At 60.4% G+C, this 20,100-nt stretch carries 24 protein-coding genes; 10 read left to right on the forward strand and 14 right to left on the reverse strand.

What is annotated here, in order from left to right:
* Nucleotides 1–290: 290 nt before the first annotated feature.
* Nucleotides 291–710, forward strand: coding sequence for an organic hydroperoxide resistance protein (locus tag QMX91_RS17945; RefSeq protein ID WP_007964807.1), 420 nt, complete (start codon nucleotides 291–293; stop codon nucleotides 708–710).
* Nucleotides 711–900: 190 nt separating this feature from the next.
* Here the strand turns inward: QMX91_RS17945 and QMX91_RS17950 are convergent, their stop codons facing one another.
* Both QMX91_RS17950 and earP read right to left on the reverse strand, forming a co-directional pair.
* The gene (locus QMX91_RS17950) at nucleotides 901–1,470 is read right to left on the reverse strand and encodes an elongation factor P (RefSeq protein WP_003226785.1); all 570 of its coding nucleotides are present in this window, start codon (nucleotides 1,468–1,470) and stop codon (nucleotides 901–903) included.
* A 48-nt stretch (nucleotides 1,471–1,518) separates the two neighbouring features.
* The gene (gene earP, locus QMX91_RS17955; RefSeq protein ID WP_139054946.1) at nucleotides 1,519–2,661 is read right to left on the reverse strand and encodes an elongation factor P maturation arginine rhamnosyltransferase EarP; all 1,143 of its coding nucleotides are present in this window, start codon (nucleotides 2,659–2,661) and stop codon (nucleotides 1,519–1,521) included.
* A 124-nt stretch (nucleotides 2,662–2,785) separates the two neighbouring features.
* Between earP and QMX91_RS17960 the strand changes: the two genes are divergently transcribed.
* Together QMX91_RS17960 and QMX91_RS17965 are read left to right on the forward strand one after the other, a co-directional pair.
* On the forward strand, nucleotides 2,786–3,196 hold the full coding sequence (locus QMX91_RS17960; RefSeq protein WP_041069540.1) for a hypothetical protein: 411 nt from the start codon (nucleotides 2,786–2,788) through the stop codon (nucleotides 3,194–3,196).
* A gap of 2 nt (nucleotides 3,197–3,198) precedes the next feature.
* Nucleotides 3,199–3,681, forward strand: coding sequence for a GreA/GreB family elongation factor (locus tag QMX91_RS17965; RefSeq protein WP_134787017.1), 483 nt, complete (start codon nucleotides 3,199–3,201; stop codon nucleotides 3,679–3,681).
* Nucleotides 3,682–3,690: 9 nt separating this feature from the next.
* Here QMX91_RS17965 and cysB read toward each other — a convergent pair whose 3' ends face one another.
* The 5 genes from cysB to QMX91_RS17990 form a co-directional block, all read right to left on the reverse strand.
* The gene (gene cysB / locus QMX91_RS17970; RefSeq protein WP_007908591.1) at nucleotides 3,691–4,665 is read right to left on the reverse strand and encodes an HTH-type transcriptional regulator CysB; all 975 of its coding nucleotides are present in this window, start codon (nucleotides 4,663–4,665) and stop codon (nucleotides 3,691–3,693) included.
* A gap of 113 nt (nucleotides 4,666–4,778) precedes the next feature.
* Complete coding sequence (locus tag QMX91_RS17975) at nucleotides 4,779–5,282, reverse strand: universal stress protein (protein WP_282413131.1); 504 nt, start codon at nucleotides 5,280–5,282, stop codon at nucleotides 4,779–4,781.
* Nucleotides 5,283–5,379: 97 nt separating this feature from the next.
* Nucleotides 5,380–6,285 (reverse strand): 5'-nucleotidase, encoded by a 906-nt coding sequence (locus QMX91_RS17980; RefSeq protein WP_282413132.1) that lies wholly within the window; start codon nucleotides 6,283–6,285, stop codon nucleotides 5,380–5,382.
* A 29-nt stretch (nucleotides 6,286–6,314) separates the two neighbouring features.
* Entirely contained in the window at nucleotides 6,315–7,271 is a 957-nt protein-coding gene (locus QMX91_RS17985) for a putative 2-dehydropantoate 2-reductase (RefSeq protein WP_282413133.1), read from the reverse strand.
* Nucleotides 7,272–7,658: a thioredoxin family protein gene (locus QMX91_RS17990; protein ID WP_282413134.1), complete on the reverse strand. Its 387-nt coding sequence runs from the start codon at nucleotides 7,656–7,658 to the stop codon at nucleotides 7,272–7,274.
* On the opposite strand from QMX91_RS17990, the gene QMX91_RS17995 reads away from it, so the two are divergent.
* Nucleotides 7,657–8,100 carry a PilZ domain-containing protein gene (locus tag QMX91_RS17995; RefSeq protein WP_223007701.1) on the forward strand — a complete coding sequence of 148 codons (444 nt, stop codon included), beginning with the start codon at nucleotides 7,657–7,659 and terminating at the stop codon, nucleotides 8,098–8,100. The two genes, QMX91_RS17990 and QMX91_RS17995, sit on opposite strands and share 2 nt — an antisense overlap.
* Before the next feature lie 129 nt (nucleotides 8,101–8,229).
* Nucleotides 8,230–9,306, forward strand: a complete 1,077-nt coding sequence (locus tag QMX91_RS18000; RefSeq protein ID WP_027613457.1) for a 3-deoxy-7-phosphoheptulonate synthase — start codon at nucleotides 8,230–8,232, stop codon at nucleotides 9,304–9,306.
* A 60-nt stretch (nucleotides 9,307–9,366) separates the two neighbouring features.
* Here QMX91_RS18000 and QMX91_RS18005 read toward each other — a convergent pair whose 3' ends face one another.
* The gene (locus tag QMX91_RS18005; RefSeq protein WP_003226804.1) at nucleotides 9,367–9,648 is read right to left on the reverse strand and encodes a GNAT family N-acetyltransferase; all 282 of its coding nucleotides are present in this window, start codon (nucleotides 9,646–9,648) and stop codon (nucleotides 9,367–9,369) included.
* Between the two features lie 635 nt (nucleotides 9,649–10,283).
* On the opposite strand from QMX91_RS18005, the gene oprI reads away from it, so the two are divergent.
* A complete protein-coding gene (gene oprI, locus QMX91_RS18010) occupies nucleotides 10,284–10,535 on the forward strand; it encodes an outer membrane lipoprotei OprI (protein WP_003199355.1) in 252 nt (83 codons plus the stop codon).
* A 122-nt stretch (nucleotides 10,536–10,657) separates the two neighbouring features.
* Here the strand turns inward: oprI and QMX91_RS18015 are convergent, their stop codons facing one another.
* The 3 genes from QMX91_RS18015 to QMX91_RS18025 all read right to left on the reverse strand — a co-directional run bounded on the left by QMX91_RS18015 (nucleotide 10,658) and on the right by QMX91_RS18025 (nucleotide 12,722).
* Complete coding sequence (locus QMX91_RS18015) at nucleotides 10,658–11,629, reverse strand: L,D-transpeptidase family protein (protein WP_027613458.1); 972 nt, start codon at nucleotides 11,627–11,629, stop codon at nucleotides 10,658–10,660.
* Nucleotides 11,630–11,765: 136 nt separating this feature from the next.
* Complete coding sequence (locus QMX91_RS18020) at nucleotides 11,766–12,059, reverse strand: hypothetical protein (RefSeq protein WP_003226812.1); 294 nt, start codon at nucleotides 12,057–12,059, stop codon at nucleotides 11,766–11,768.
* A gap of 57 nt (nucleotides 12,060–12,116) precedes the next feature.
* Nucleotides 12,117–12,722 carry an arylesterase gene (locus QMX91_RS18025; RefSeq protein WP_007964780.1) on the reverse strand — a complete coding sequence of 202 codons (606 nt, stop codon included), beginning with the start codon at nucleotides 12,720–12,722 and terminating at the stop codon, nucleotides 12,117–12,119.
* Nucleotides 12,723–12,732: 10 nt separating this feature from the next.
* Here QMX91_RS18025 and QMX91_RS18030 point away from each other — a divergent pair, with 10 nt between their 5' ends.
* Genes QMX91_RS18030 through greB form a run of 3 tightly spaced genes read left to right on the forward strand, consistent with a single transcriptional unit; the run spans nucleotide 12,733 to nucleotide 16,452 of the window.
* The gene (locus tag QMX91_RS18030; protein ID WP_007964778.1) at nucleotides 12,733–13,416 is read left to right on the forward strand and encodes an ABC transporter ATP-binding protein; all 684 of its coding nucleotides are present in this window, start codon (nucleotides 12,733–12,735) and stop codon (nucleotides 13,414–13,416) included.
* Nucleotides 13,416–15,920 (forward strand): ABC transporter permease, encoded by a 2,505-nt coding sequence (locus QMX91_RS18035; RefSeq protein ID WP_282413135.1) that lies wholly within the window; start codon nucleotides 13,416–13,418, stop codon nucleotides 15,918–15,920. The genes QMX91_RS18030 and QMX91_RS18035 overlap by 1 nt, the downstream gene beginning before the upstream one ends.
* 34 nt (nucleotides 15,921–15,954) lie before the next feature.
* Nucleotides 15,955–16,452 carry a transcription elongation factor GreB gene (gene greB / locus QMX91_RS18040; RefSeq protein ID WP_282413136.1) on the forward strand — a complete coding sequence of 166 codons (498 nt, stop codon included), beginning with the start codon at nucleotides 15,955–15,957 and terminating at the stop codon, nucleotides 16,450–16,452.
* Nucleotides 16,453–16,457: 5 nt separating this feature from the next.
* Here the strand turns inward: greB and QMX91_RS18045 are convergent, their stop codons facing one another.
* From QMX91_RS18045 to QMX91_RS18055, 3 genes are all read right to left on the reverse strand, one after another.
* A complete protein-coding gene (locus tag QMX91_RS18045; RefSeq protein WP_003226820.1) occupies nucleotides 16,458–16,766 on the reverse strand; it encodes a hypothetical protein in 309 nt (102 codons plus the stop codon).
* 248 nt (nucleotides 16,767–17,014) lie between these two features.
* Nucleotides 17,015–17,449, reverse strand: coding sequence for a DoxX family protein (locus QMX91_RS18050; protein WP_007964771.1), 435 nt, complete (start codon nucleotides 17,447–17,449; stop codon nucleotides 17,015–17,017).
* A 108-nt stretch (nucleotides 17,450–17,557) separates the two neighbouring features.
* The gene (locus QMX91_RS18055; protein ID WP_282413137.1) at nucleotides 17,558–18,979 is read right to left on the reverse strand and encodes a transglycosylase SLT domain-containing protein; all 1,422 of its coding nucleotides are present in this window, start codon (nucleotides 18,977–18,979) and stop codon (nucleotides 17,558–17,560) included.
* Nucleotides 18,980–19,214: 235 nt separating this feature from the next.
* Here QMX91_RS18055 and QMX91_RS18060 point away from each other — a divergent pair, with 235 nt between their 5' ends.
* Nucleotides 19,215–20,021 (forward strand): TatD family hydrolase, encoded by an 807-nt coding sequence (locus tag QMX91_RS18060; RefSeq protein ID WP_282413138.1) that lies wholly within the window; start codon nucleotides 19,215–19,217, stop codon nucleotides 20,019–20,021.
* The last annotated feature ends 79 nt before the right edge of the window (nucleotides 20,022–20,100 follow it).

Genomic DNA, 20,100 nt, shown 5'->3' on the forward strand with positions numbered 1-20,100 from the left:
CGATAGCGGTGGTTCAGTCGGCCCCCTTATTGCCTGCTCCACCGCTATCGCGAGCAGGCTCACTCCTACAAAGAATCGGTTCACCAGGAAAAATATTCTTCAGCCCGCGCTCCCACCATCCGCTCTAAATCTTCACTTTCAAGCTGATCGACAGTGCCTTTAAAGAACCGAGATTCAGCTTTCTCAAAAAATTATCTTGCGCACTAAACATTAGCGAGCTACATTCACCTCGCAGCTACTTAGCGCGCAAACAATTAGCGCAAGAACAGACACCCAACGAGGCCCACACCATGCAAACTCTCTACACTGCAATCGCAACCTCCACTGGCGGCCGTGACGGTCGTGCGATCTCCAGCGACAACATCCTCGACGTCAAACTCGCTACCCCGAAAGAACTCGGCGGTGCCGGCGGCGCAGCGACCAACCCTGAGCAACTGTTCGCTGCCGGTTACTCGGCCTGCTTCATCGGCGCACTGAAATTCGTCGCCAGCCAGACCAAACGCAAAATCCCCGACGATGCCTCGATCACTGCTCATGTCGGTATCGGTCAGATTCCTGGTGGTTTCGGTCTGGACATCGACCTGCACATCAGCCTGCCGGGCCTGGAACAGGCGGATGCACAGAGCCTGGTTGAAGCGGCGCATCAGGTCTGCCCGTACTCCAACGCCACCCGTGGCAACGTTGACGTACGCCTGCACACCACTGTTTGAGAACAACACCAATCCACTGTGGGAGCGGGCTTGCTCGCGAATGCTTTGTGTCATTCAACACACAGGTTGTCTGACCGGGCCTATTCGCGAGCAAGCTCGCTCCCACAGGGTCCGGTGGTAGAAGTGGAATCGCAGGCACAAAAAAGCCCGACTCAATGGTCGGGCTTTTTCTTTCCGTAAAAAGCAGTGCTTATTTGGCACGGCCTTTGTAGGAACCGCCTTCGCGGGTATCGATCTCGATCATGTCGCCGATTTCGATGAAGTCAGCAACCGACAGCTCGGTACCGTTCTTCAGTTTGGCAGGCTTCATCACCTTGCCGGAAGTGTCACCGCGAGCGGAACCTTCGGTGTAGTCAACCTGACGCACGATGGTGGTCGGCAGTTCTACGGAAACCAGACGCTCTTCGAAGAACACGGCTTCGCAAACGTCGGTCATGCCTTCTTCAACGAAAGGCAGAACGCTTTCGATGTCTTCGGCGTTCAGTTCGTACATGGTGTAGTCAGTGGTGTCCATGAACGTGTAGGTGTCGCCGCTGATGAAGGACAGGGTCGCTTCTTTGCGGTCGAGGATCACGTCGTCCAGCTTGTCGTCCGCACCGTAAACGGTTTCGGTCTTGTAACCGGTCAGCAGGTTCTTCAGCTTGGTCTTCATGATCGCGCTGTTACGGCCCGACTTGGTGAATTCAGCTTTCTGAACCAGCCAAGGATCGTTGTCGATACGGATCACGGTACCGGGTTTGAGTTCTTTACCAGTTTTCATTGCGAATATCCGAATTTGGATGGGATTTACAAAAATCTAGGCCGCGTATCATATCCAATTTAGGTAAAACTGTACCAGCGCCGTGGCAAGATCCGCCTGCAAGCCTTGTTCCAGACACCATTGCTCGGCGTTTTCCTGCAGTTCTGGCCAGTGTTTACGGACCTGGAGCCAGTGCTCGCCGATCGGTTTCCCGGCACTCCAGGCCCGCCACAGACCGCTCATCGCCTCGGCAGCGGCCGGGGAAAGCCCTTTGGTGTAGAGCGCGAGAAAGGCATCGAGCTTGTCGAGGTGAATGTCTTCGTCCTGCTGATAGATGTGCCAGAGCATCGGTCGCCCGGCCCACTGTGCACGGACGAACGAGTCTTCACCGCGCACCGCGTTGAAGTCGCAGCACCACAGCAACTGATCGTATTGATCCTGACGGACGAACGGCAGCACCTGCACCGTCAGCGCCTGACGCACGTCCAGATCGCCGACAGCCAACGCATCGACCCCGAGCCAGCGCGCAACGTCACCGAGGATCCGCCCTTCCGGCACCAGCAGATGGGTCGGCGTGCTATCGGCCGCCAACGCATCCAGCCAACTGGCCAGCCCGGCATTTTCGTAGGCAAACAACGAGATCAGCTGTGCGTCAGCTGCGCGATCTACGCCCAGGCCGTGCAGGAATTGTCGCTGCGCAGCCGCGTCCTGCTGAAATCGCCGACGCCGCTCAAGCAGACCGTTTTCACGCAGCAAGCCGCCCGTCCCCGGTTGAAATCCGGGAAAGAAAAAGAATTTCTGTACCGACTTGTACTTCACCGACGGCAAACCGTGACAACCGGTGACCCAGTCTTCGGCGCTGAGGTAATCGAGGTTCATCCACAGCGGTGGCTGTTGCCGCTCGGCCATGGCGTCCATGTACGCCGATGGCAGCTGACAGGCAAATGCGGCGATCACCACGTCCGCCGCCTCCGTCTGCGGCCAGTCGCTCGGCCAATGCCGCACCTCGACGCCCTGCTGCGATTGCTGCGCCAGGTGGATGTCGATCTCGGGGCAGATACGTTCAAAGGCGCGCAGGTCATCGACCCACAGGCGCACCGCCAGCCCATGCTCGGCTATCAGTTGCCGGGCCAGACGCCAGGTCACGCCGATGTCGCCATAGTTGTCGACCACGGTGCAAAAAATATCCCAGCGGGTTTTCGGTATCGGCATGCAAGACTCCCGTTGGCAAAAGCGCTGATTGTCCGCATAAATGACCTCGCGCAGAAGAGCCGACGGCGATTAATCTTCGTGCGACAATCGCCACTTGCCCGCAATCATCCGCCAGGAGGCAGCCATGCCCTATCGTCCCAATCCGCGTCGCCCGTTGCCCGTTCAGCTTAGCGCGCTGCAACTGACCGGCAGCATTGCCTTGGGCATGTGGCTGGGTTTTCTCGCCATTGCCCTGACTTGCTGGCTGATTTCGCGTTTTGTGTTGACCGAGCAACTGGCACCGGTTGCTCAGGCGGTGCAGCAACTGGCCAAGCCGCCAGCGGCCGTTCAGGTACAACCGGACATTCCGCCACAGAGTCCGCTGTTCGAACAGTACGAAGAAAACCTGCGCAAGAACGAGCAGCAGGCGCGCCTGGATCAGGCTCGCGGCAGCAGTCGCAACCAGTCAAATCCGAAATGCCAGTTCTGGCTGCAACAGGACCAGACCGCGCCGAGCGAAAAGAGCCGCGCCAACGTTTTGCAATTCTGCGATTGATCATGAACAAACACACCGTCCACCAACTGATCCTCGACAAACTGCGCGTCGACCTCGACATCGCCGAACGCGCCGCGCAGACCGCTTACGAAACCGCGACCCACGAAGAAAACATCGCCGAGAACAAATACGACACGCTCGGGCTTGAGGCTTCCTATCTGGCGGCGGGTCAGGCGAAACGGGTCGAGGAAATCCGCCAGTCACTGGCGCTGTGCCAGAACCTGACACTGCGCGCCTATGACGAAAATCGCGGCATCGAGATCGGCGCCCTGCTCGGCCTGGAAGACGAAAAAGGGCGCGAGCAATGGCTGTTTCTGGCCCCGGATGCGGCGGGCCTGAAAGTCGATGTGGTGGGTCAGCCGATTACCGTCATCACCCCGCGCTCGCCGCTGGGCAAAAGCCTGCTGGGCAAGTTCGAAGGTGATGAGGTGGTGATTCTGGTAGCGGGCACCCGGCAACAGTTTGCTGTCACCGAGGTGCTTTGAGGCAGGGTCTTAGTGGACCGGCAGTTCGACGCCGTCGAACAGCTCTTCCAGTTCCTGCTTGTTGTGGCACTGGATGGCTTTGGCCATTACTTCGCGGGTCAGGTGCGGGGCGAACTTCTCGATGAAGTCGCACATGAAGCCCCGCAGGAAAGTACCGCGACGGAAACCGATCTTGGTGATGCTCGACTCGAACAGTTCGCTGGCATCCAGCACCACCAGGTCGTTATCGAGCTTGGTGTCGACCGCCATTTTGGCAACGATGCCCACACCCAGGCCCAGACGCACGTAGGTTTTGATCACGTCGGCGTCGGCCGCGGTAAACACCACTTTCGGCGTCAGGCCGCGATGGCTGAAGGCTTCGTCGAGTTTCGAACGGCCGGTGAAACCAAACACGTAAGTCACGATCGGGTATTCGGCCAGCGCTTCGAGGGTCAGCTTCGGCAGCTTGGTCAGCGGGTGGCCCTGGGGCACGACCACGCAGCGGTTCCAGCGATAGCACGGCATCATCACCAGATCACCGAACAGCTCCAGCGCTTCGGTGGCGATAGCGAAATCGACGGTGCCGTCAGCGGCCATCTCGGCGATCTGCATTGGCGAACCCTGGTGCATGTGCAGCGCCACGTCCGGGTATTGTTTGATGAAATTGCTGATCACCGGCGGCAATGCATAACGCGCCTGGGTGTGGGTGGTGGCGATCGACAGGGTGCCTTTTTTCTCGTTGGAGAATTCCTGGGCAATCTGCTTGATGCTTTCGACCTTGCGCAGGATTTCGCCTGCGGTGGTGATGATGCGCTCGCCGGCCGGGGTGACGCGGGTCAGGTGCTTGCCACTGCGGGCAAACACTTCAACGCCAAGTTCGTCTTCCAGCAGGCGGATCTGTTTACTGATACCCGGTTGCGAGGTGTAAAGGCTTTGGGCGGTAGCGGAAACGTTGAGGTCGTGGTGCGCCACTTCCCAGATGTAGCGCAATTGTTGAAGCTTCATATGTATCCCTCAAAGCAGGTAGACGCCACGGGCATCAGCGACGGTATATAACTATATTAATGGTTTGATGAATAAATCTAGAACTTTTTTATCAAAAGGCCATTATTCCCGCTTCAGCGATCCCCCCGGCGCCGGCGCTCCACCAATGGCACCAGATAAACCGGTACCTTGGCCAATTGCAGGACCCGAGTCGCCGTGCGCCCCAAAGGCGTTTCCGCCCCTACGCCGTGGCTGTGAGTGCCTACGATCAGCAAATCCACAGAGAGTTTCTGCACCTGGTCGAGAATCACCTGCGCCGGATCGCCCTGCAGCACCCGAACCGCGCAAATCCGCTGCAGATCCTGCTCGCCCTCGTCGCCCAGCTCTTCGCGAAAACTGTCCAGCACCCGTTGCTCGATATTGGCGATGACAGTTTTCAGACCCTGACTGTGAAATTCGTTCAATGCCTGTTCGTCGAGATAACTCTGCAACACCGACTCGGCAAACAGCCCCATGGGTTCCACTGCATGCACCACATACAAGTCGGCATTGAATGTCCGCGCCAGCGCCAGGGCATGCTGCATCACTAAAGGTGCGTACAGACCGAGGTCAGTGGCATACAGCATCGAACGAATCATATGACCTCCTCGCGTGCCAACATGGCGGAGATTGATTCAGCTTAGCAGTGCCTTGGCGAGTACGACGTGCGACGCAACGTCTTGAAGCACAGGGGCTTTAGATCGATGGTTCGTTGCTGATGCCGTGCGGTACGTGACCGGTGGCGACCACTTCGCGGGCGGCCTCGCAGTGGCCGGCCTGATCGTCGAAAAACACATCGGCAGCGAAGGCTTCGAGAAACGCCGATTTGGTCAGCCCGCCAAGGAACAGCGACTCGTCGAGGCGGATGTCCCACTCGCGCAAGGTGCGGATCACCCGCTCATGCGCCGGTGCCGAACGCGCGGTGACCAGCGCCGTGCGGATCGGGCAGTCGTCTTCGGGGAACTCGCGTTGCAGCGCATTGAGTGCCGCCAGAAAGCCCTTGAAAGGCCCACCGCGCAAGGGCTCGCGCGCCGACTCGCGTTCCTTGGCCTGAAACGCCAGCAGCCCGCCGGCCTGATAAACGCGCTCGGATTCGTCGGAGAACAACACCGCGTCGCCGTCGAAGGCGATGCGCAACTCATCACTGGCCGCGCGACTGGCGCCGCCGGAGAGAATCGTCGCCGCGGCAAACCCGGCGTCCAGCGCGGCGCGCACATCCTCGGCGTGGGTGGACAGAAACAAGTCACAGCCAAACGCTTTGAGATAGGGATACGGACTGCGCCCGCCGACGAAGGCCGCTCGCGAGATGTCCAGCCCATAATGATCAATCGAGTTGAACGCGCGCAGGCCGGTGTCGGCACTGTTGCGCGAAACCAGAATCACCTCGACCCGGGCGCGGTCGAGGCGACTGTTGAGGCTCAGGAGTTTTTCCACCAGCGGGAACGCATCGCCGGGCGCGAGAATTTCGTCTTCGTGTTCAATCTGGTATTGCCGATAGGCTTCGACGCCGCTCGCCAGATAGACCTTATGACTCTCGCTCAGGTCGAACAAGGCGCGAGACGAAATCGCCAGCACCAGTTTGTCATCGATGTTCTTGGCCATGCCTTCCCCCACTCCCCCCGAAAACCGACTCAAGTGTTGCGTCGGTCGATAAAACTCAATGTGCGATACAGCGCTTCGATCCGTGGCAACTCACAGCCTGCCGCTTTGGCTGCGGCCAGTGGCCGGGCATAAATCGCCTCCAGTTCCAGCGGCCGTTTATGCAGGAAATCGTGGTACATGCTCGGCCAATAGTCGGGCATTTTCTCGGTCATCATGAACAGGTACTCGGCGTAACCGGGAGGAACGTCGTGACCGCAGGCCCTGGCGCCCTGCACCACTTCGGCCATCAACGCCTGGATCAGCGCGCGACTGTCCGCGTCGGCCATCAGCGCCGTGGTGCCGGCGCCGAGCAACACCGAGAGACCGTTGTAGGGAATATTCCACACCAGTTTCTGCCAGCGCGCCTGTTGCAGATTGGGCATCGCCTGCGAATCGATGCCAGCGGCGCGGAACAGACCGGCACCCTCCTCGACCAGTGCCGTGCGCGCCGCTTCATCCGCCGCCGGGCCACTGTGATAGCCGACATTCACCGCACCCAAGGCCTGATGGGTGATGTGTCCCGGCCCTTCGCGATGCACACAGATCAGGCACAGACCACCGAGCAGATGCAGGGAATCGGGCAGCAACTCGCGCAAGCTGTCTTCGACGTCCAGACCGTTTTGCAGCACCAGCACTTTCGCGCCGGGCCTGGCCGCGGCAACGATCGCCGGGGCCAGACCGGCACTGCTGGTGGTCTTGGCGCCGACCAGCAACCAGTCGCAGGCCGGCATGTCCTCGGCCTTCGCATACGCCTGCACCGGGTTCAGCGTCAGGGTGCCATGCACGGCACTGTCCACCTGCAAACCACGTTCGGCCACCGCCGAGAATTCACTGCGCAGTAAAAAGTGCACATCGAAACCGGCCCGCGCCAGCATCACACCGTAAAACCCGCCAATGGCCCCAGTGCCGATAATCCCGATCACCGGTTTGCTGTCTGCTCCCACCATCTATGGCAACTCCTCTGCAATTCGACCCAGCGCCTGCGCCACTGCCGCGTTCAGCGCAACGGCGGTCAGGCGCGTGTGCAATGCCCCAAAGAACTCGCCGTCGCGCACCACAAACAGCGCCGGCAAAAGAAAGACCTGATAGCGCTCCACCAACCCGCCGTTGTTGCCGGCATCGATCCAGCACAGGCGATCCACCGCCAGCTCGAACCCGGGCAACACCTCTCTGGCATAGCGGCAGCTGGAACAGCCGACGCTGGTGAAAATCACCAGCGAAACGCCGCTCATCGCCAGCAACCGCTGGTCGGCGTCGAAATCGGTCAGCTCGGATTCGACCACTATACTGGGGGAAACAATGTCAAATGGCCGACACAGGGAGTCTGTGCTCATGGGACGTTTCATTCCTCATCCGGACGAAGTGCCGGTTGAATTAACCTTGCTCAAGCCCGAGTGTATTTCCAGGCAACAGCTGCACACTATCAGCCTCGGCGGGATCGCTTGCAATTATCACCGCGCGTGGCGCCACGGCACGGCGCTGCAAGTGCGCATGCCGACACTCAACGCCGAGATCTGTTATCCGGGCTATGTCGCATGGTGTCTGCGGCGCAAAAAGGGCTATCTGGTGGGGATCGCGTTCACCGATGAGCAGACGCTGTTCAGTGCCCGGATGGGCGAACAGGTGTGCCAGATCGAACGTTATTGCCGCATGAACGAGGCCCACGACGATCTGCAGGATGTTCAGGCGCTGGCCCTGCAATGGGTCGAACAACACGCCGACGAGTTCTCCCACGACAGCGTGCGCAAGGCTTTTGCCCAGCCAGTGCTGGATTAAAGCGGCGTTTGCCCATTGTCGAGCCGCGTCTGACGCGCTAAGGTTCGGCTCCCCGACGCGCTTAAATCTGCTGTGCTCCGCCGCGCGGGGATCGCTGGCGGCCGGCACCCGTGACCTGACGAGTAAACGATGGCTGATTTACCGATCAACGACCTAAACGTCGCCTCTAACGAGACCCTGATCACTCCCGATCAGCTCAAGCGTGATATCCCTCTGAGCGATGCTGCGCTGCGCACCGTCACCAAGGGCCGCGAAGTCATTCGCAACATTCTTGATGGCACCGACCACCGTCTGTTCGTAGTGATCGGCCCGTGCTCGATCCACGATATCAAGGCTGCCCACGAATACGCCGATCGCCTCAAGGTGCTGGCGGAGGAAGTCTCCGACACCCTGTATCTGGTCATGCGCGTGTATTTCGAGAAGCCACGAACCACCGTTGGCTGGAAAGGCCTGATCAACGATCCGTACCTGGATGACTCGTTCAAGATTCAGGACGGTCTGCACATCGGTCGCCAGTTGCTGCTGGACCTGGCCGAGAAAGGCCTGCCGACCGCCACCGAAGCCCTCGACCCGATCTCCCCGCAGTACCTGCAGGACCTGATCAGCTGGTCGGCCATCGGCGCACGCACTACCGAATCCCAGACCCACCGTGAAATGGCTTCCGGCCTGTCCTCGGCTGTCGGCTTCAAGAACGGCACTGATGGCGGCCTGACCGTGGCGATCAACGCCCTGCAGTCGGTGTCCAGCCCGCACCGTTTCCTGGGGATCAACCAGGAAGGTGGCGTGTCGATCGTCACCACCAAGGGCAACGCCTACGGTCACGTGGTGCTGCGTGGCGGCAACGGCAAGCCGAACTACGATTCGGTCAGCGTCGCCCTGTGCGAGCAGGCGCTGAACAAGGCGAAGATCAAACCGAACATCATGGTCGATTGCAGCCACGCCAACTCCAACAAGGACCCGGCCCTGCAACCGCTGGTGATGGAGAACGTCGCCAACCAGATCCTCGAAGGCAACCAGTCGATCATCGGCCTGATGGTCGAGAGTCATCTGAACTGGGGCTGCCAGGCCATCCCGAAAGACCTCGCCGACCTGCAATATGGCGTGTCGATCACCGATGCCTGCATCGACTGGTCCGCCACCGAGAACACCCTGCGCGGCATGCACGCCAAGCTCAAGGATGTTCTGCCGAAACGTCAGCGCAGCTGATCAACGTTTCACGGGCATAAAAAAACGCCGGGCATTGCCCGGCGTTTTCGTGTGTGCGATTCAGATCTTCGCGGCGCGGCGCTGATGACGTTCCATGTAGCGCTCGACGTAGGAGCACGACGGGATCACCGTGTAGCCCATTTCTTCGGCGTACTGCAGCGCGCTCTCGGTCAGCGCGGCGGCAATGCCACGGCCGCGCAAGGCGTTGGGCACGAAGGTGCGATAGATATCCAGGGTCTGTTTCCCCAGATCCATATAGGTCAGGTAGGCACGATGACCGTCCACATTGGTCTCGAACTGATGACCAGCCTGGTCATGGTGGATGGACAACGCCTCGCTCATCACTACTCCTCGCGGGTCTTGAATTCTGACCCCTACCTTACCGATGTTTTTCCGGCGAAGGAACATCTACGCCACCCCGTGCCTGATGGACACCGAGAAAAACCACACCGATCTCGCGCAACCGAGCACGTGATAAATAGTAGGCACCATTGGCGAAAATGCTCAAGGTGCGCTCGTCATCGTGCTCGTTGACCGGGTGACTCCGATGGACGCAGCGGCAGGCGCAGGGAAGATCTTCCCGAAGCGCTCACCGGAACATTGCCGAATGTCGAGACTTAAGACGCAGCCTCTTCTTTAAAGTCACCTCAAGAGCGACAAAGATATGTGAGGCGTCATGCAAAATCGGAACAAAAGTGTAGACGAATTCATCTAGGCAGACTTGGTGCAAGACGCAGAAACTGCATCAGGCAACGGGAACTTTTTCTCATTAACACGCTCAAGCCGGGGCTTGCAGCTGGATACTTTTTATACAGCCCGGTTAAAAGTTGCTCGAAAAAGAATCAACGCCTACAATTTTTTTTGCTTCTTGCGTTAGGTCAGTTTACTTACTACAAGTAATGGGTAGTATGTACGCCGGCTATTTCCTCAATCGGAGGAGAAAGCCACTTAATTGAAAGTCCTTGAAGGGGAACACGATGAACAACGTTCTGAAATTCTCTGCTCTGGCTCTGGCCGCAGTTCTGGCTACCGGTTGCAGCAGCGCATCGAAAGAAACCGAAGCACGTCTGACCGCTACTGAAGACGCAGCTGCTCGCTCCCAAGCTCGTGCAGACGAAGCTTACCGTAAAGCTGATGAAGCTCTGGCTGCTGCTCAAAAAGCACAACAGACTGCTGACGAAGCTAACGAGCGTGCTCTGCGCATGCTGGACAAAGCTAGCCGCAAGTAATAATCCCTCGGGATTGTTATCAAGCCGACCCATTTTTTGGGTCGGCTTTTTTATTGCCGGTACTTTCCCCCGGGCAATAAAAAACCCGCCGACGCTGCACGCGCCTGCGGGTTTTGATCGACTTACTGCTGCAGGTCGATCGGGGTGTTCGAGACCATCGGCGCCGAGGTATTCGGTGTGCCGATTTCAGTTGGCAGGCCATCTTCGGCCGCTACCACATCACGCACGACATCCCAGTTCACGCGCAGGTTGTTGGTGACATCTTCGCGCTTGAGCATCGCATTGATCACTGCAGTGTGCTTGTCGACCACCGACGGGTTGCCCTTGTCATCGATGGGAGTGTGCGCTTCCAGATAGACCTTGCCGCCACTGCTGCCGAACTTGTACGCATCGTTGAGAATGCGCACCGAAGTGCCGACCGGCACCATGGCCGCCATTTCCAGCACGTTGTTGTTGAACATGCGGAAGCAGCCGTGGCTGGTGCGCATGCCGATGCCGAACTTCTTGTTCGAACCGTGGATCAGGTAGCCCGGTGTACCCAAGGTGAACTTGAACGGCCCCAGCGGGTTGTCCGGACCGGCCGGTACCACGTTCGGCAGCGGATCACCGTCGGCGGCGTGCTCGGCCTTGATCGACGCCGGAGGGGTCCAGGTCGGGTTCGGCGTCTTGGCAGTGATCGAGGTGTGGGCGATTGGCGAGCCCCAACCTTCACGCCCGATCCCCAGCGGGAAGGTGTACACCACGTTCCGGCCTTTCGGGTAGTAGTAGAGGCGGTACTCGGCGAGGTTGATCACGATGCCTTCGCGTGGACCCGGCGGCAGAATGAACCGGGTCGGCAGGACGATTTCAGTACCGGCGCCCGGCAGCCAGGCATCGACGCCCGGGTTGGCCGCGACCATTTCCGAATAGCCCAGGTCGTACTTGGTGCCCAGGTCAGCGAAGGTGTCTTCGTATTTGGCCTTGATCACCTGCACCTGGCCGATGATGTCCTCACCGGGTGGTGGCAGGGGAAACTCCAATGCAGCAACGGGACCGGCCACACACAGGGCGGCAAGTGACAGGCAGCGGGTGACGGCAGGAAAGCGCGGCAACATCCGGAAAATCCTTCGCATGATCAACAAGGGTATAAGAGCGCGATTGTACACCGCACCTCGGGAATTCGGGGAGATGCGCCGATGGCCAGCCAGAAGTCTTCATGTAGGAGCTGTCGCAGGCTGCGATCTGTTGATCTTAAAGTTCGAAACGCAACTCAGGCCAGATCGGCGAGGTGCCGCGCTTCTGCGACTCGAGAATCGCCCGGCACAACGAACACAGACGCTGATCCTGAAACACCCGACGATCCACACTCGACCAACGCGGTTGGGCTGGAAGCAGACTGCCACACAACGTGCGGTCTGCCGAGCCACCGAGTTCGAGCTGACGGGTCACCAGATGCACCCGCACTTCCTGGCAGGCGAACAGATCCAGCTGTTCGTCAGGCTCGATCAGTTGGTAGGCAAACAGGGACCAGGCAGGACGCGGCATCGGGGGCTCCAAATAAGGGGGCGCCACATTAGCCGAAAGCCTGCCACTAGAAAAGCCTCATAACAGCGGTTTTAGCGTAGGCCAGACATTTTCCAGCAACTTGCCCTGAGCCCCAGCGGCCGGGTGCAGACCATCGGCCTGCATCAGTTCGGGATGCCCGCCTACGCCGTCGAGGAAAAACGGCACCAGCGGGATCTTTTTATCGTCGGCGAGTTTGCCGTAGACCTCGGCAAAGGCATCGGTGTAACGCTTGCCGTAGTTGGGCGGCAATTGCATGCCCAGCAGCAGCACCTTGGCGCCGCTCTGACGCGAGCTGTCGATCATCGCCGCAAGGTTTTGTTGCAATTGCGTTGGCGGCATTCCGCGCAGGCCGTCATTGCCCCCAAGCTCGAGGATCACCAGTTCCGGCTTGTGCTCTGCAAGCAGCGCCGGCAGGCGCGCCTGGCCTCCGGCACTGGTGTCGCCGCTGATCGAGGCATTGACCACTTTGTCGTCAAAACCCTCCTGCTTGAGCCGTTGCTCGAGCAGCGATACCCACCCCAGGCGGGTATCCAGTCCGAAACCGGCGCTGATACTATCGCCAACGATCAGGACAGTACCCGCCGCTGCGTTCTGGGCCATGCACATCAAGGCCAGGCCAGCACTCAAAAACCACACACGCATCGGATTCTCCATGGGCGCAAGCATTCTCACCGCGAAGAACCTCAGCAAAGTGGTTCCCAGCGCGGAAGGTGAACTGACTATCCTGCACGAACTCAGCCTGGAACTGAACCAGGGCGACAGCCTGGCCATCGTCGGCGCGTCCGGTTCCGGCAAATCCACCCTGCTCGGCCTGCTCGCCGGCCTCGACCTGCCAAGCAGCGGCGAAGTCATCCTCGCGGGGCAAGGCCTGAGCAATCTCGACGAAGACCAGCGCGCGCGAATCCGTGCCGAACACGTGGGTTTCGTCTTTCAGTCCTTCCAGTTGCTCGACAGCCTCAACGCCCTGGAAAACGTCATGCTGCCGCTGGAACTCGATGGCCGCAAAGACGCCCGCGAACGCGCCACCGAACTGCTGCAACGGGTCGGTCTCGGCCAGCGCCTGACGCACTCGCCGCGCCAGCTCTCCGGCGGCGAACAACAGCGCGTGGCGATTGCCCGGGCTTTCGCTGCCGAGCCGGACGTGCTATTCGCCGACGAACCCACCGGCAACCTCGACAGCCACACCGGCGAGCGCATCAGCGACTTGCTGTTCGAACTGAACAAGGAACGCGGCACCACCCTCGTGCTGGTGACCCACGACGAACGCCTGGCCCATCGCTGCCGGCGCCTGATCCGACTTGAAGCCGGGCTGCTGGTTGCCCCTCTGGAGCCTTGATGGCACGTCTGCCGCTGTTGCGTCTGTTCAGTCTCGCCCTACGTCAACTCATGCGCGATGCCCGCGCCGGGGAATTGCGCGTGCTGTTCTTTGCCCTGATCGTCGCAGTGGCGGCGAGCACCGCCATCGGCTACTTCGGTGCCCGCCTCAACGGTGCAATGACGCTGCGCGCCACCGAGTTCCTTGGCGCCGACCTGGTGCTTGAGGGCAGCTCGCCGGCCCGCGACGAACAGATCCGCAGCGGCACCGAGCTGCGCTTGAATCATGCGCAGGTGGTGGAGTTTTCCAGCGTCATTGCCACCGACAATGGCATTCAGTTATCGAGCATCAAAGCCGTCGACCGCGCCTACCCGCTGCGCGGCGAGCTGAAAAGTGCCCCGGCCCCGTTTGCCGCTGAAACCTCGGGCGGCGAGCCGCAACCCGGTGAAGCGTGGGTTGAAGCTCGTCTGCTGACTGCGCTGGATCTGAAGATCGGCGACAGCATCGACGTCGGCATGAAAACCTTGAAGCTGACCCGCGTGCTGACTTACGAGCCGGATCGCGCCGGCAACTTCTACAGCCTCACGCCTCGGGTGATGATCAACCTCGAGGACCTCGCCGCCACTGGCGTGGTCCAGCCCGGCAGCCGCGTGAGTTATCGCGAGTTGTGGCGCGGCGAACCGCAGGCGCTGGAAACCTATCGACAACTGCTCAAACCCGGTCTGGCCGCCAATCAGCGCATTCAGGATGCGCGCGACGGCAACCGGCAGATTGGCGGCGCACTGGGCAAGGCCGAGCGCTACCTGAACATGGCCAGTCTGGTCGCGGTGCTGTTGGCCGGTGTGGCCGTGGCGCTGTCGGCCAACCGCTTCGCCAGTCGCCGTTTCGATGCCAGTGCCTTGCTGCGCTGCCTCGGTTTGTCGCGTCGGGAAACCATGCTGTTGTTCAGCATTCAACTGACCGTACTTGGCCTGTTCGCTGCCCTCAGCGGCGCAGTGCTCGGCTGGCTGGCGCAACTGGGCCTGTTCGCTCTATTACATGATCTACTGCCTGCCGATGTGCCACCGGGCGGCCTGTTTCCGGCACTCGCCGGGATCGGCACCGGGCTGGTGGCGCTGGCCGGCTTCGCCCTGCCGCCACTTGCCGCGCTGGGTCGGGTGCCACCGCTGCGGGTACTGCGCCGCGACATGCTGCCGATTCCGTCGAGCACCTGGATGGTCTATGGCGCGGCGCTGGGTGCACTGGGCCTGATCATGTGGCGTCTGAGTCTGGATCTGCTGCTGACCTTCGCCCTGCTTGGCGGTGGCGTGGTCGCTGCGCTGGTGCTGGGTGGCTTGCTGCTGTTGTTGCTCAACAGCCTGCGCCGAATGCTCGCCCGCGCGCCGCTGCCGTGGCGTCTCGGCCTGGGGCAGCTGCTGCGTCATCCACTGGCCGCTGCCGGTCAGGCGCTGGCGTTCGGTCTGATTCTGCTGTCGATGGCGCTGATCGCCCTGCTGCGTGGCGAGCTGCTCGACACCTGGCAAAACCAGTTACCGAAAAACGCCCCCAACTACTTCGCCCTGAACATCCTGCCGGCGGACAAACAGGCCTTCACCGACCACTTGATCAAGGTGTCCGCGCAGGCGGCGCCGCTGTACCCGGTGGTGCCGGGACGGCTGATCAGCATCAACGGCGAACCGGTGCAGCAGATCGTCAGCAAGGATTCGGCCGGCGACCGTGCCGTGCAACGTGACTTGAGCCTGACCTGGGCCGCCGACCTGCCGGCCGGTAACAAGCTCACCGCCGGTACGTGGTGGACCGGGCAACCCTCGGACGACGTACCGGGCGTGTCGGTTGAAGGTAAAGTCGCCGAAAGCCTCAAGCTCAAACTCGGCGATCACATGGTGTTCAGCGTCGGCGGGGTCAATCGTGAAGCGAAAGTCACCAGCCTGCGCGAGATCAACTGGGACAACTTCCAGCCGAACTTCTTCATGATCTTCCAGCCCGGCACCCTGAAGGATCTGCCGGCGACTTACCTGACCAGTTTCTATCTGGCCCCCGGTCACGATCAGCAGATCGTCGAGCTGTCACGGGCATTCCCGGCGGTGACCATACTTCAGGTCGAAGCCCTGCTCGAACAACTGCGCAGCATCCTCGCCCAGGTCACCCTGGCGGTGGAATACGTGTTGTTGTTTGTGTTGGCGGCGGGGATGGCGGTGCTGTTCTCCGGCTTGCAGGCAACCCTGGATGAACGCATTCGCCAAGGTGCGCTGCTGCGTGCGCTGGGCGCGCAACGGCAGTTGCTGGTCAAGGCCCGGCGCATCGAGTTCGGCTTGCTCGGTGCGGTCAGCGGCTTGCTGGCAGCCATCGGTTCGGAAGTGGTGAGTCTGGTGTTGTATCGCTTTGCCTTCGATCTACCTTGGCATCCGCATCCGTGGTTGCTGGTGCTGCCATTGATTGGCGCCGCACTGATTGGTGGTGCCGGCGTGTTCGGTACGCGTCGGGCGTTGAATGCGAGCCCGCTGACAGTCTTGCGCGAGGGTTGATAGACTCCAGCCTTCGTCACCACAAGAAGTTGCCATGAGCCGTTATCGCCCTCCCCGCACCGCCGGCACCGCGCTGATCACCCCTGAAGGTGAAGCGCGGATGCGCGCCGAATTCCATGAGCTGTGGCATGTGCGCCGCCCGCAGGTAACGCAAGCGGTCAGCGAAGCAGCGGCGCAGGGTGATCGTTCGGAAAACGCCGAGTACACCTACGGCAAGAAAATGCTGCGCGAGATCGACAGCCGCGTGCGATTTCTCACCAAGCGTCTCGAAGCACTGAAGGTCGTCAGCGAAAAACCCAGCGATCCGAACAAGGTCTACTTCGGCGCCTGGGTCACCATCGAGGACGAATACGGCAAGCAGTCGCGCTACCGCATCGTCGGTCCGGATGAACTGGATCTGAAACTGGGCCTGATCAGCATCGACTCACCACTGGCCCGCGCCTTGATCGGCAAGGCGCTGGACGCCGAAGTCCGGGTACAGACGCCAACCGGTGAGCAGTTTGTCTATATCGTGGCGATCGAATATCCCTGAGCGTTTCAGCGGCGGGTGATCAAACCCTGCCGCGCAACGCGGGTCAGTTGCTTGATCATTTCCGGAGCGTCTTCAGCGCTCGGTGCCTGAATCACCGCCAGGTCAAAACTGTCACTGGCAAACCGCGCCAGCGACTCGCCATCTTCAACGAACTGGATCAGGAACGCGGCAGGACCGCCGCTGCGACGTGGCCAGCCATCGAGATAACGCAACAGCGTCGGCTGATGTTTGCCGCCAAGCAGGATTTTCGGGTTGCGCTGGGTGATATGTGCCGTGATCGGCGCGGGACGTGCTGGAGGGCGTAGTGCATTCATCGTGTCGTGTCTCTGCCTCAAAAGTCTGCATGGCAGGTGAGAGGCAACACCGAACCAGCGCTTTAGCGGTATTTCGAAGCCCTGTTCCGGCTTCTGACGGCAACTGTCTGAGTCACCTGGCGCCCCGCAAGTAGCTGTTTAAATCGGCGCATGAGCAACATCCTAGATAACGTGACCGATGAGTGTCAAGAATCGGCCGCAACAAAAAAGGCCCGCACAATGCGGGCCTTTTGCTTGAGCCAGAGCGCTCAACCGGCGATGGCGCGATCCACCGACAGCTTGCCGGCGCCTTCGATCATCACCGCGAGGCTGCCACCGAGCAGCGCCAGGGCGAACTCGTAACCGTTGTTGGCCATGAACAGACCGTTGCTGATGTGTACGGTGAAGATCGCCACCAGCGACAGGAAGGTCAGACCCAGCGCCGCCGGGCGCACCAGCAGGCCGATGATCAGCGCCAGACCGGCGAAGAACTCGGTACCGCCGGCCAGCGTGGCCATCAGGTAACCCGGGTGCAGACCGATGCTGTCCATGTATTGCGCGGTGCCCGCCAGACCGTAACCACCGAACAGACCAAACAGTTTTTGCGAACCGTGGGCGGCGAAGATCACGCCGACCGCGATACGCAGAATGGTCAGGCCGTAACCGGCGCGAGTGAACAGAACCTTGTTGATCAGAGAGCTCATGGGGCATTCCTTGTTTTGCGAGAAGTGTGTTGGGATTGGCCGCTATATTAATCAGTTAAATTCATGTTAAAAGCGCAATTATTCCGCCATAACAATCAAATTATTAGATCATTTCCGTGAAGCGACTTTCTGTCCCCGGGGCTCCAGCGACTCCCGCTCCCGGTCGAACGCCAGGTAATACTTGTTCACGCTATTAACATAGCTGACGGGGCCCATGCCCACCTGCTCCATGGCGATGCGCTCGACCTGAAAGAACCACTGGTTCGGATTCAGCCCGCGCCGGCGCGCCTCGGCGCGCATGCCTTGCACCCGCTCCGGGCCGATATTGTAGGCCGCCAGGGTGAACGCCATGCGCTCGCGCTCATTGAGTTTCGGACTGTTGAAAAACTTGCGGCGAATCATCGCCAGGTACTTGGCCCCGGCCTGCACATTCGCATCGAGATTCTGGATGTTGCTCACACCGACTCGCTGCGCCGCGGACGGGGTAATCTGCATCAACCCGGTCGGACCACTGCCGCTGCGGGCGCTGGGTTGCAGGGCTGACTCCTTGAAGGCCAGCGCCGCCAGATTCAGCCAGTCCATGCTTTGCGCGTCGGCGTGTTTTTGCAGGGTCGGGCGCAGTTTCTCCAGACGCTGGCGGTCAGCCTTGGCCAACGGATAGTGCACCTGGTAGAGCCGTCGATAAATCCGCAGAAACTCTGCATCCTCGTTCGCCGGCTTCCTGTAGCCGACCAGGAAACGATCGATGCTCGCCCGCAGCATCGAGGCATCACGGCGCACGAACCAGTATTCCTCACCCGGCTCGCTGATCATCAATTGCCGGTCGAAACGCAGCTTGGGCAGGATCTTGCCCCAACGCTCGGCGATCGGTTGCTCGACGACGGTCAGGTGGAAAATCCCGCCCTGCACCATCTCCAGCACGTCCTCGACCGCCAGCGTCGGATCGACCCATTCGATCTTGATCGGCGCCAGTTTGTGCAACGCCAGTTTCTGATTGAGCTGGCTGACCGCCTCCCCCGCCGCACTGCCGGTCGGCAAGGCCAGGATCTTGCCGGAAAGCTGCTCGACCTTGGTGTAACGGCGCTCGCCTTTGATGCCGACCAGCACCAGCGGCACGTTGCTGGCGATCGGCTCACTGCTGGCCACCGCGTGGCCGGGTTGCAGATCGAGCAGCTCACCGGGCGCGACCAGATCTCCTTCACCACGCTGCAACGCGCCAAGCAGTTGATCCTTGGCTTTGGGAATGATCTTGAGGGTGACCTCCTGGCCGTCACGGGCGTGGCCATTGAGATATTGCTCGAAGGCGCGCAGGCGATGGTATTCGACGCCGATGGCCTGACCCTGGACTTCACCGGAGCTGTTGCGGCTCTGGTTGACCAGCACGCGCAACACGCGACTGCTGCGGATCTCCGACAGGTCACGAACCTTGGCGGCCGGCACGGCTTGCTGTGGCCCGGGCAAGCGCGCAACCGCCGTTATCGGCAGCAGCAGCGACGCGCACAACAGGAACAAAACCGAGGGACGATGCATCCACTCTCCGGAAAGAATACGGGGCGATTTCACCGCTGAACGGTCGAAGTCACCGACGAAAACAGAGCGCCTGGAGCGCTGGCAAAGTGCGAGAGACTGGCACAGTGATGGCTTTGCTGCCAACCCGGGCTACGTCACGGCATCAAAAGACAGCTATAACTCGTTGTAGTTCTTGGCTTTTCTTATAAATCTACAGCTCTGGTATGCTTTCCGGCCTTCGGCCCGAGGTAGAACCATGCAACTCATCGATATCGGCGTCAACCTGACCAACCCCAGTTTCGCCGAAAAACATCAGGCCGTGCTCGACCGCGCCTACGCTGCCGGGGTCTGCCAACTGGTGCTGACCGGCACCAGCGTCGAGAGTAGCGAACAGGCGCTGGAGCTCTGCCGGCAACTGGATCAAAGCGGCCAGCGGCTGTTTGCAACCGCTGGCATTCACCCGCATTCGGCCAGTGACTGGAACGCTGACAGCGCGCGTCGTTTGCGCAGTCTGCTGCAAGAGCAAAACGTGGTCGCCGTGGGCGAATGCGGGCTGGATTTCAACCGTGATTTCTCGCCGCGCCCGCAACAGGAAAAAGTCCTCGAAGAACATCTGGCGCTGGCAGTAGAACTGCAATTGCCGGTGTTCCTGCATGAGCGGGATGCCAGTCAGCGTCTGCTGGAAATCCTCAGGGACTTCCGCGACCAACTGCCCGCCGCCGTGGTGCACTGCTTTACCGGCGAGCAAAAAGCCCTGTTCAGTTACCTCGATCTGGACCTGCACATCGGCATCACCGGCTGGATCTGCGACGAGCGCCGTGGCACGCATCTGCACCCGCTGGTCAAGGAGATCAAGCGCGGACGACTGATGCTCGAAAGCGACGCGCCGTACCTGCTACCGCGCACCTTGCGCCCAAAGCCGAAGAACGGCCGTAATGAGCCAGCGTATCTGACCGAGGTGCTGCGCGAAGTGGCGCCGCATCGGGGCGAGACCGAGGAAGATCTGGCTGCGCACACAACGGCGTGTGCCCGCGCGTTCTTCAACCTCCCCGCCCTGCCCTGACACACCTCAAATCCCATTGTGGGAGCGGGCTTGCTCGCGAAGGCGGTGTGTCAGTCATTGTTAATTAACTGAACCACCG

The organism is Pseudomonas sp. PS01299 (genome assembly GCF_029960145.1).
Classification (GTDB): Bacteria; Pseudomonadota; Gammaproteobacteria; order Pseudomonadales; family Pseudomonadaceae; genus Aquipseudomonas; species Aquipseudomonas putida_A.

What these genes read in the sequence shown, in the direction of transcription:
- QMX91_RS17945 (WP_007964807.1), top strand. Translation starts at nt 291, where the DNA reads ATGCAAACTCTCTACACTGCAATCGCAACCTCCACTGGCGGCCGTGAC.
- QMX91_RS17950 (WP_003226785.1), bottom strand. Translation starts at nt 1,470, where the DNA reads ATGAAAACTGGTAAAGAACTCAAACCCGGTACCGTGATCCGTATCGAC.
- earP (WP_139054946.1), bottom strand. Translation starts at nt 2,661, where the DNA reads ATGCCGATACCGAAAACCCGCTGGGATATTTTTTGCACCGTGGTCGAC.
- QMX91_RS17960 (WP_041069540.1), top strand. Translation starts at nt 2,786, where the DNA reads ATGCCCTATCGTCCCAATCCGCGTCGCCCGTTGCCCGTTCAGCTTAGC.
- QMX91_RS17965 (WP_134787017.1), top strand. Translation starts at nt 3,199, where the DNA reads ATGAACAAACACACCGTCCACCAACTGATCCTCGACAAACTGCGCGTC.
- cysB (WP_007908591.1), bottom strand. Translation starts at nt 4,665, where the DNA reads ATGAAGCTTCAACAATTGCGCTACATCTGGGAAGTGGCGCACCACGAC.
- QMX91_RS17975 (WP_282413131.1), bottom strand. Translation starts at nt 5,282, where the DNA reads ATGATTCGTTCGATGCTGTATGCCACTGACCTCGGTCTGTACGCACCT.
- QMX91_RS17980 (WP_282413132.1), bottom strand. Translation starts at nt 6,285, where the DNA reads ATGGCCAAGAACATCGATGACAAACTGGTGCTGGCGATTTCGTCTCGC.
- QMX91_RS17985 (WP_282413133.1), bottom strand. Translation starts at nt 7,271, where the DNA reads ATGGTGGGAGCAGACAGCAAACCGGTGATCGGGATTATCGGCACTGGG.
- QMX91_RS17995 (WP_223007701.1), top strand. Translation starts at nt 7,657, where the DNA reads ATGGGACGTTTCATTCCTCATCCGGACGAAGTGCCGGTTGAATTAACC.
- QMX91_RS17990 (WP_282413134.1), bottom strand. Translation starts at nt 7,658, where the DNA reads ATGAGCACAGACTCCCTGTGTCGGCCATTTGACATTGTTTCCCCCAGT.
- QMX91_RS18000 (WP_027613457.1), top strand. Translation starts at nt 8,230, where the DNA reads ATGGCTGATTTACCGATCAACGACCTAAACGTCGCCTCTAACGAGACC.
- QMX91_RS18005 (WP_003226804.1), bottom strand. Translation starts at nt 9,648, where the DNA reads ATGAGCGAGGCGTTGTCCATCCACCATGACCAGGCTGGTCATCAGTTC.
- oprI (WP_003199355.1), top strand. Translation starts at nt 10,284, where the DNA reads ATGAACAACGTTCTGAAATTCTCTGCTCTGGCTCTGGCCGCAGTTCTG.
- QMX91_RS18015 (WP_027613458.1), bottom strand. Translation starts at nt 11,629, where the DNA reads ATGTTGCCGCGCTTTCCTGCCGTCACCCGCTGCCTGTCACTTGCCGCC.
- QMX91_RS18020 (WP_003226812.1), bottom strand. Translation starts at nt 12,059, where the DNA reads ATGCCGCGTCCTGCCTGGTCCCTGTTTGCCTACCAACTGATCGAGCCT.
- QMX91_RS18025 (WP_007964780.1), bottom strand. Translation starts at nt 12,722, where the DNA reads ATGCGTGTGTGGTTTTTGAGTGCTGGCCTGGCCTTGATGTGCATGGCC.
- QMX91_RS18030 (WP_007964778.1), top strand. Translation starts at nt 12,733, where the DNA reads ATGGGCGCAAGCATTCTCACCGCGAAGAACCTCAGCAAAGTGGTTCCC.
- QMX91_RS18035 (WP_282413135.1), top strand. Translation starts at nt 13,416, where the DNA reads ATGGCACGTCTGCCGCTGTTGCGTCTGTTCAGTCTCGCCCTACGTCAA.
- greB (WP_282413136.1), top strand. Translation starts at nt 15,955, where the DNA reads ATGAGCCGTTATCGCCCTCCCCGCACCGCCGGCACCGCGCTGATCACC.
- QMX91_RS18045 (WP_003226820.1), bottom strand. Translation starts at nt 16,766, where the DNA reads ATGAATGCACTACGCCCTCCAGCACGTCCCGCGCCGATCACGGCACAT.
- QMX91_RS18050 (WP_007964771.1), bottom strand. Translation starts at nt 17,449, where the DNA reads ATGAGCTCTCTGATCAACAAGGTTCTGTTCACTCGCGCCGGTTACGGC.
- QMX91_RS18055 (WP_282413137.1), bottom strand. Translation starts at nt 18,979, where the DNA reads ATGCATCGTCCCTCGGTTTTGTTCCTGTTGTGCGCGTCGCTGCTGCTG.
- QMX91_RS18060 (WP_282413138.1), top strand. Translation starts at nt 19,215, where the DNA reads ATGCAACTCATCGATATCGGCGTCAACCTGACCAACCCCAGTTTCGCC.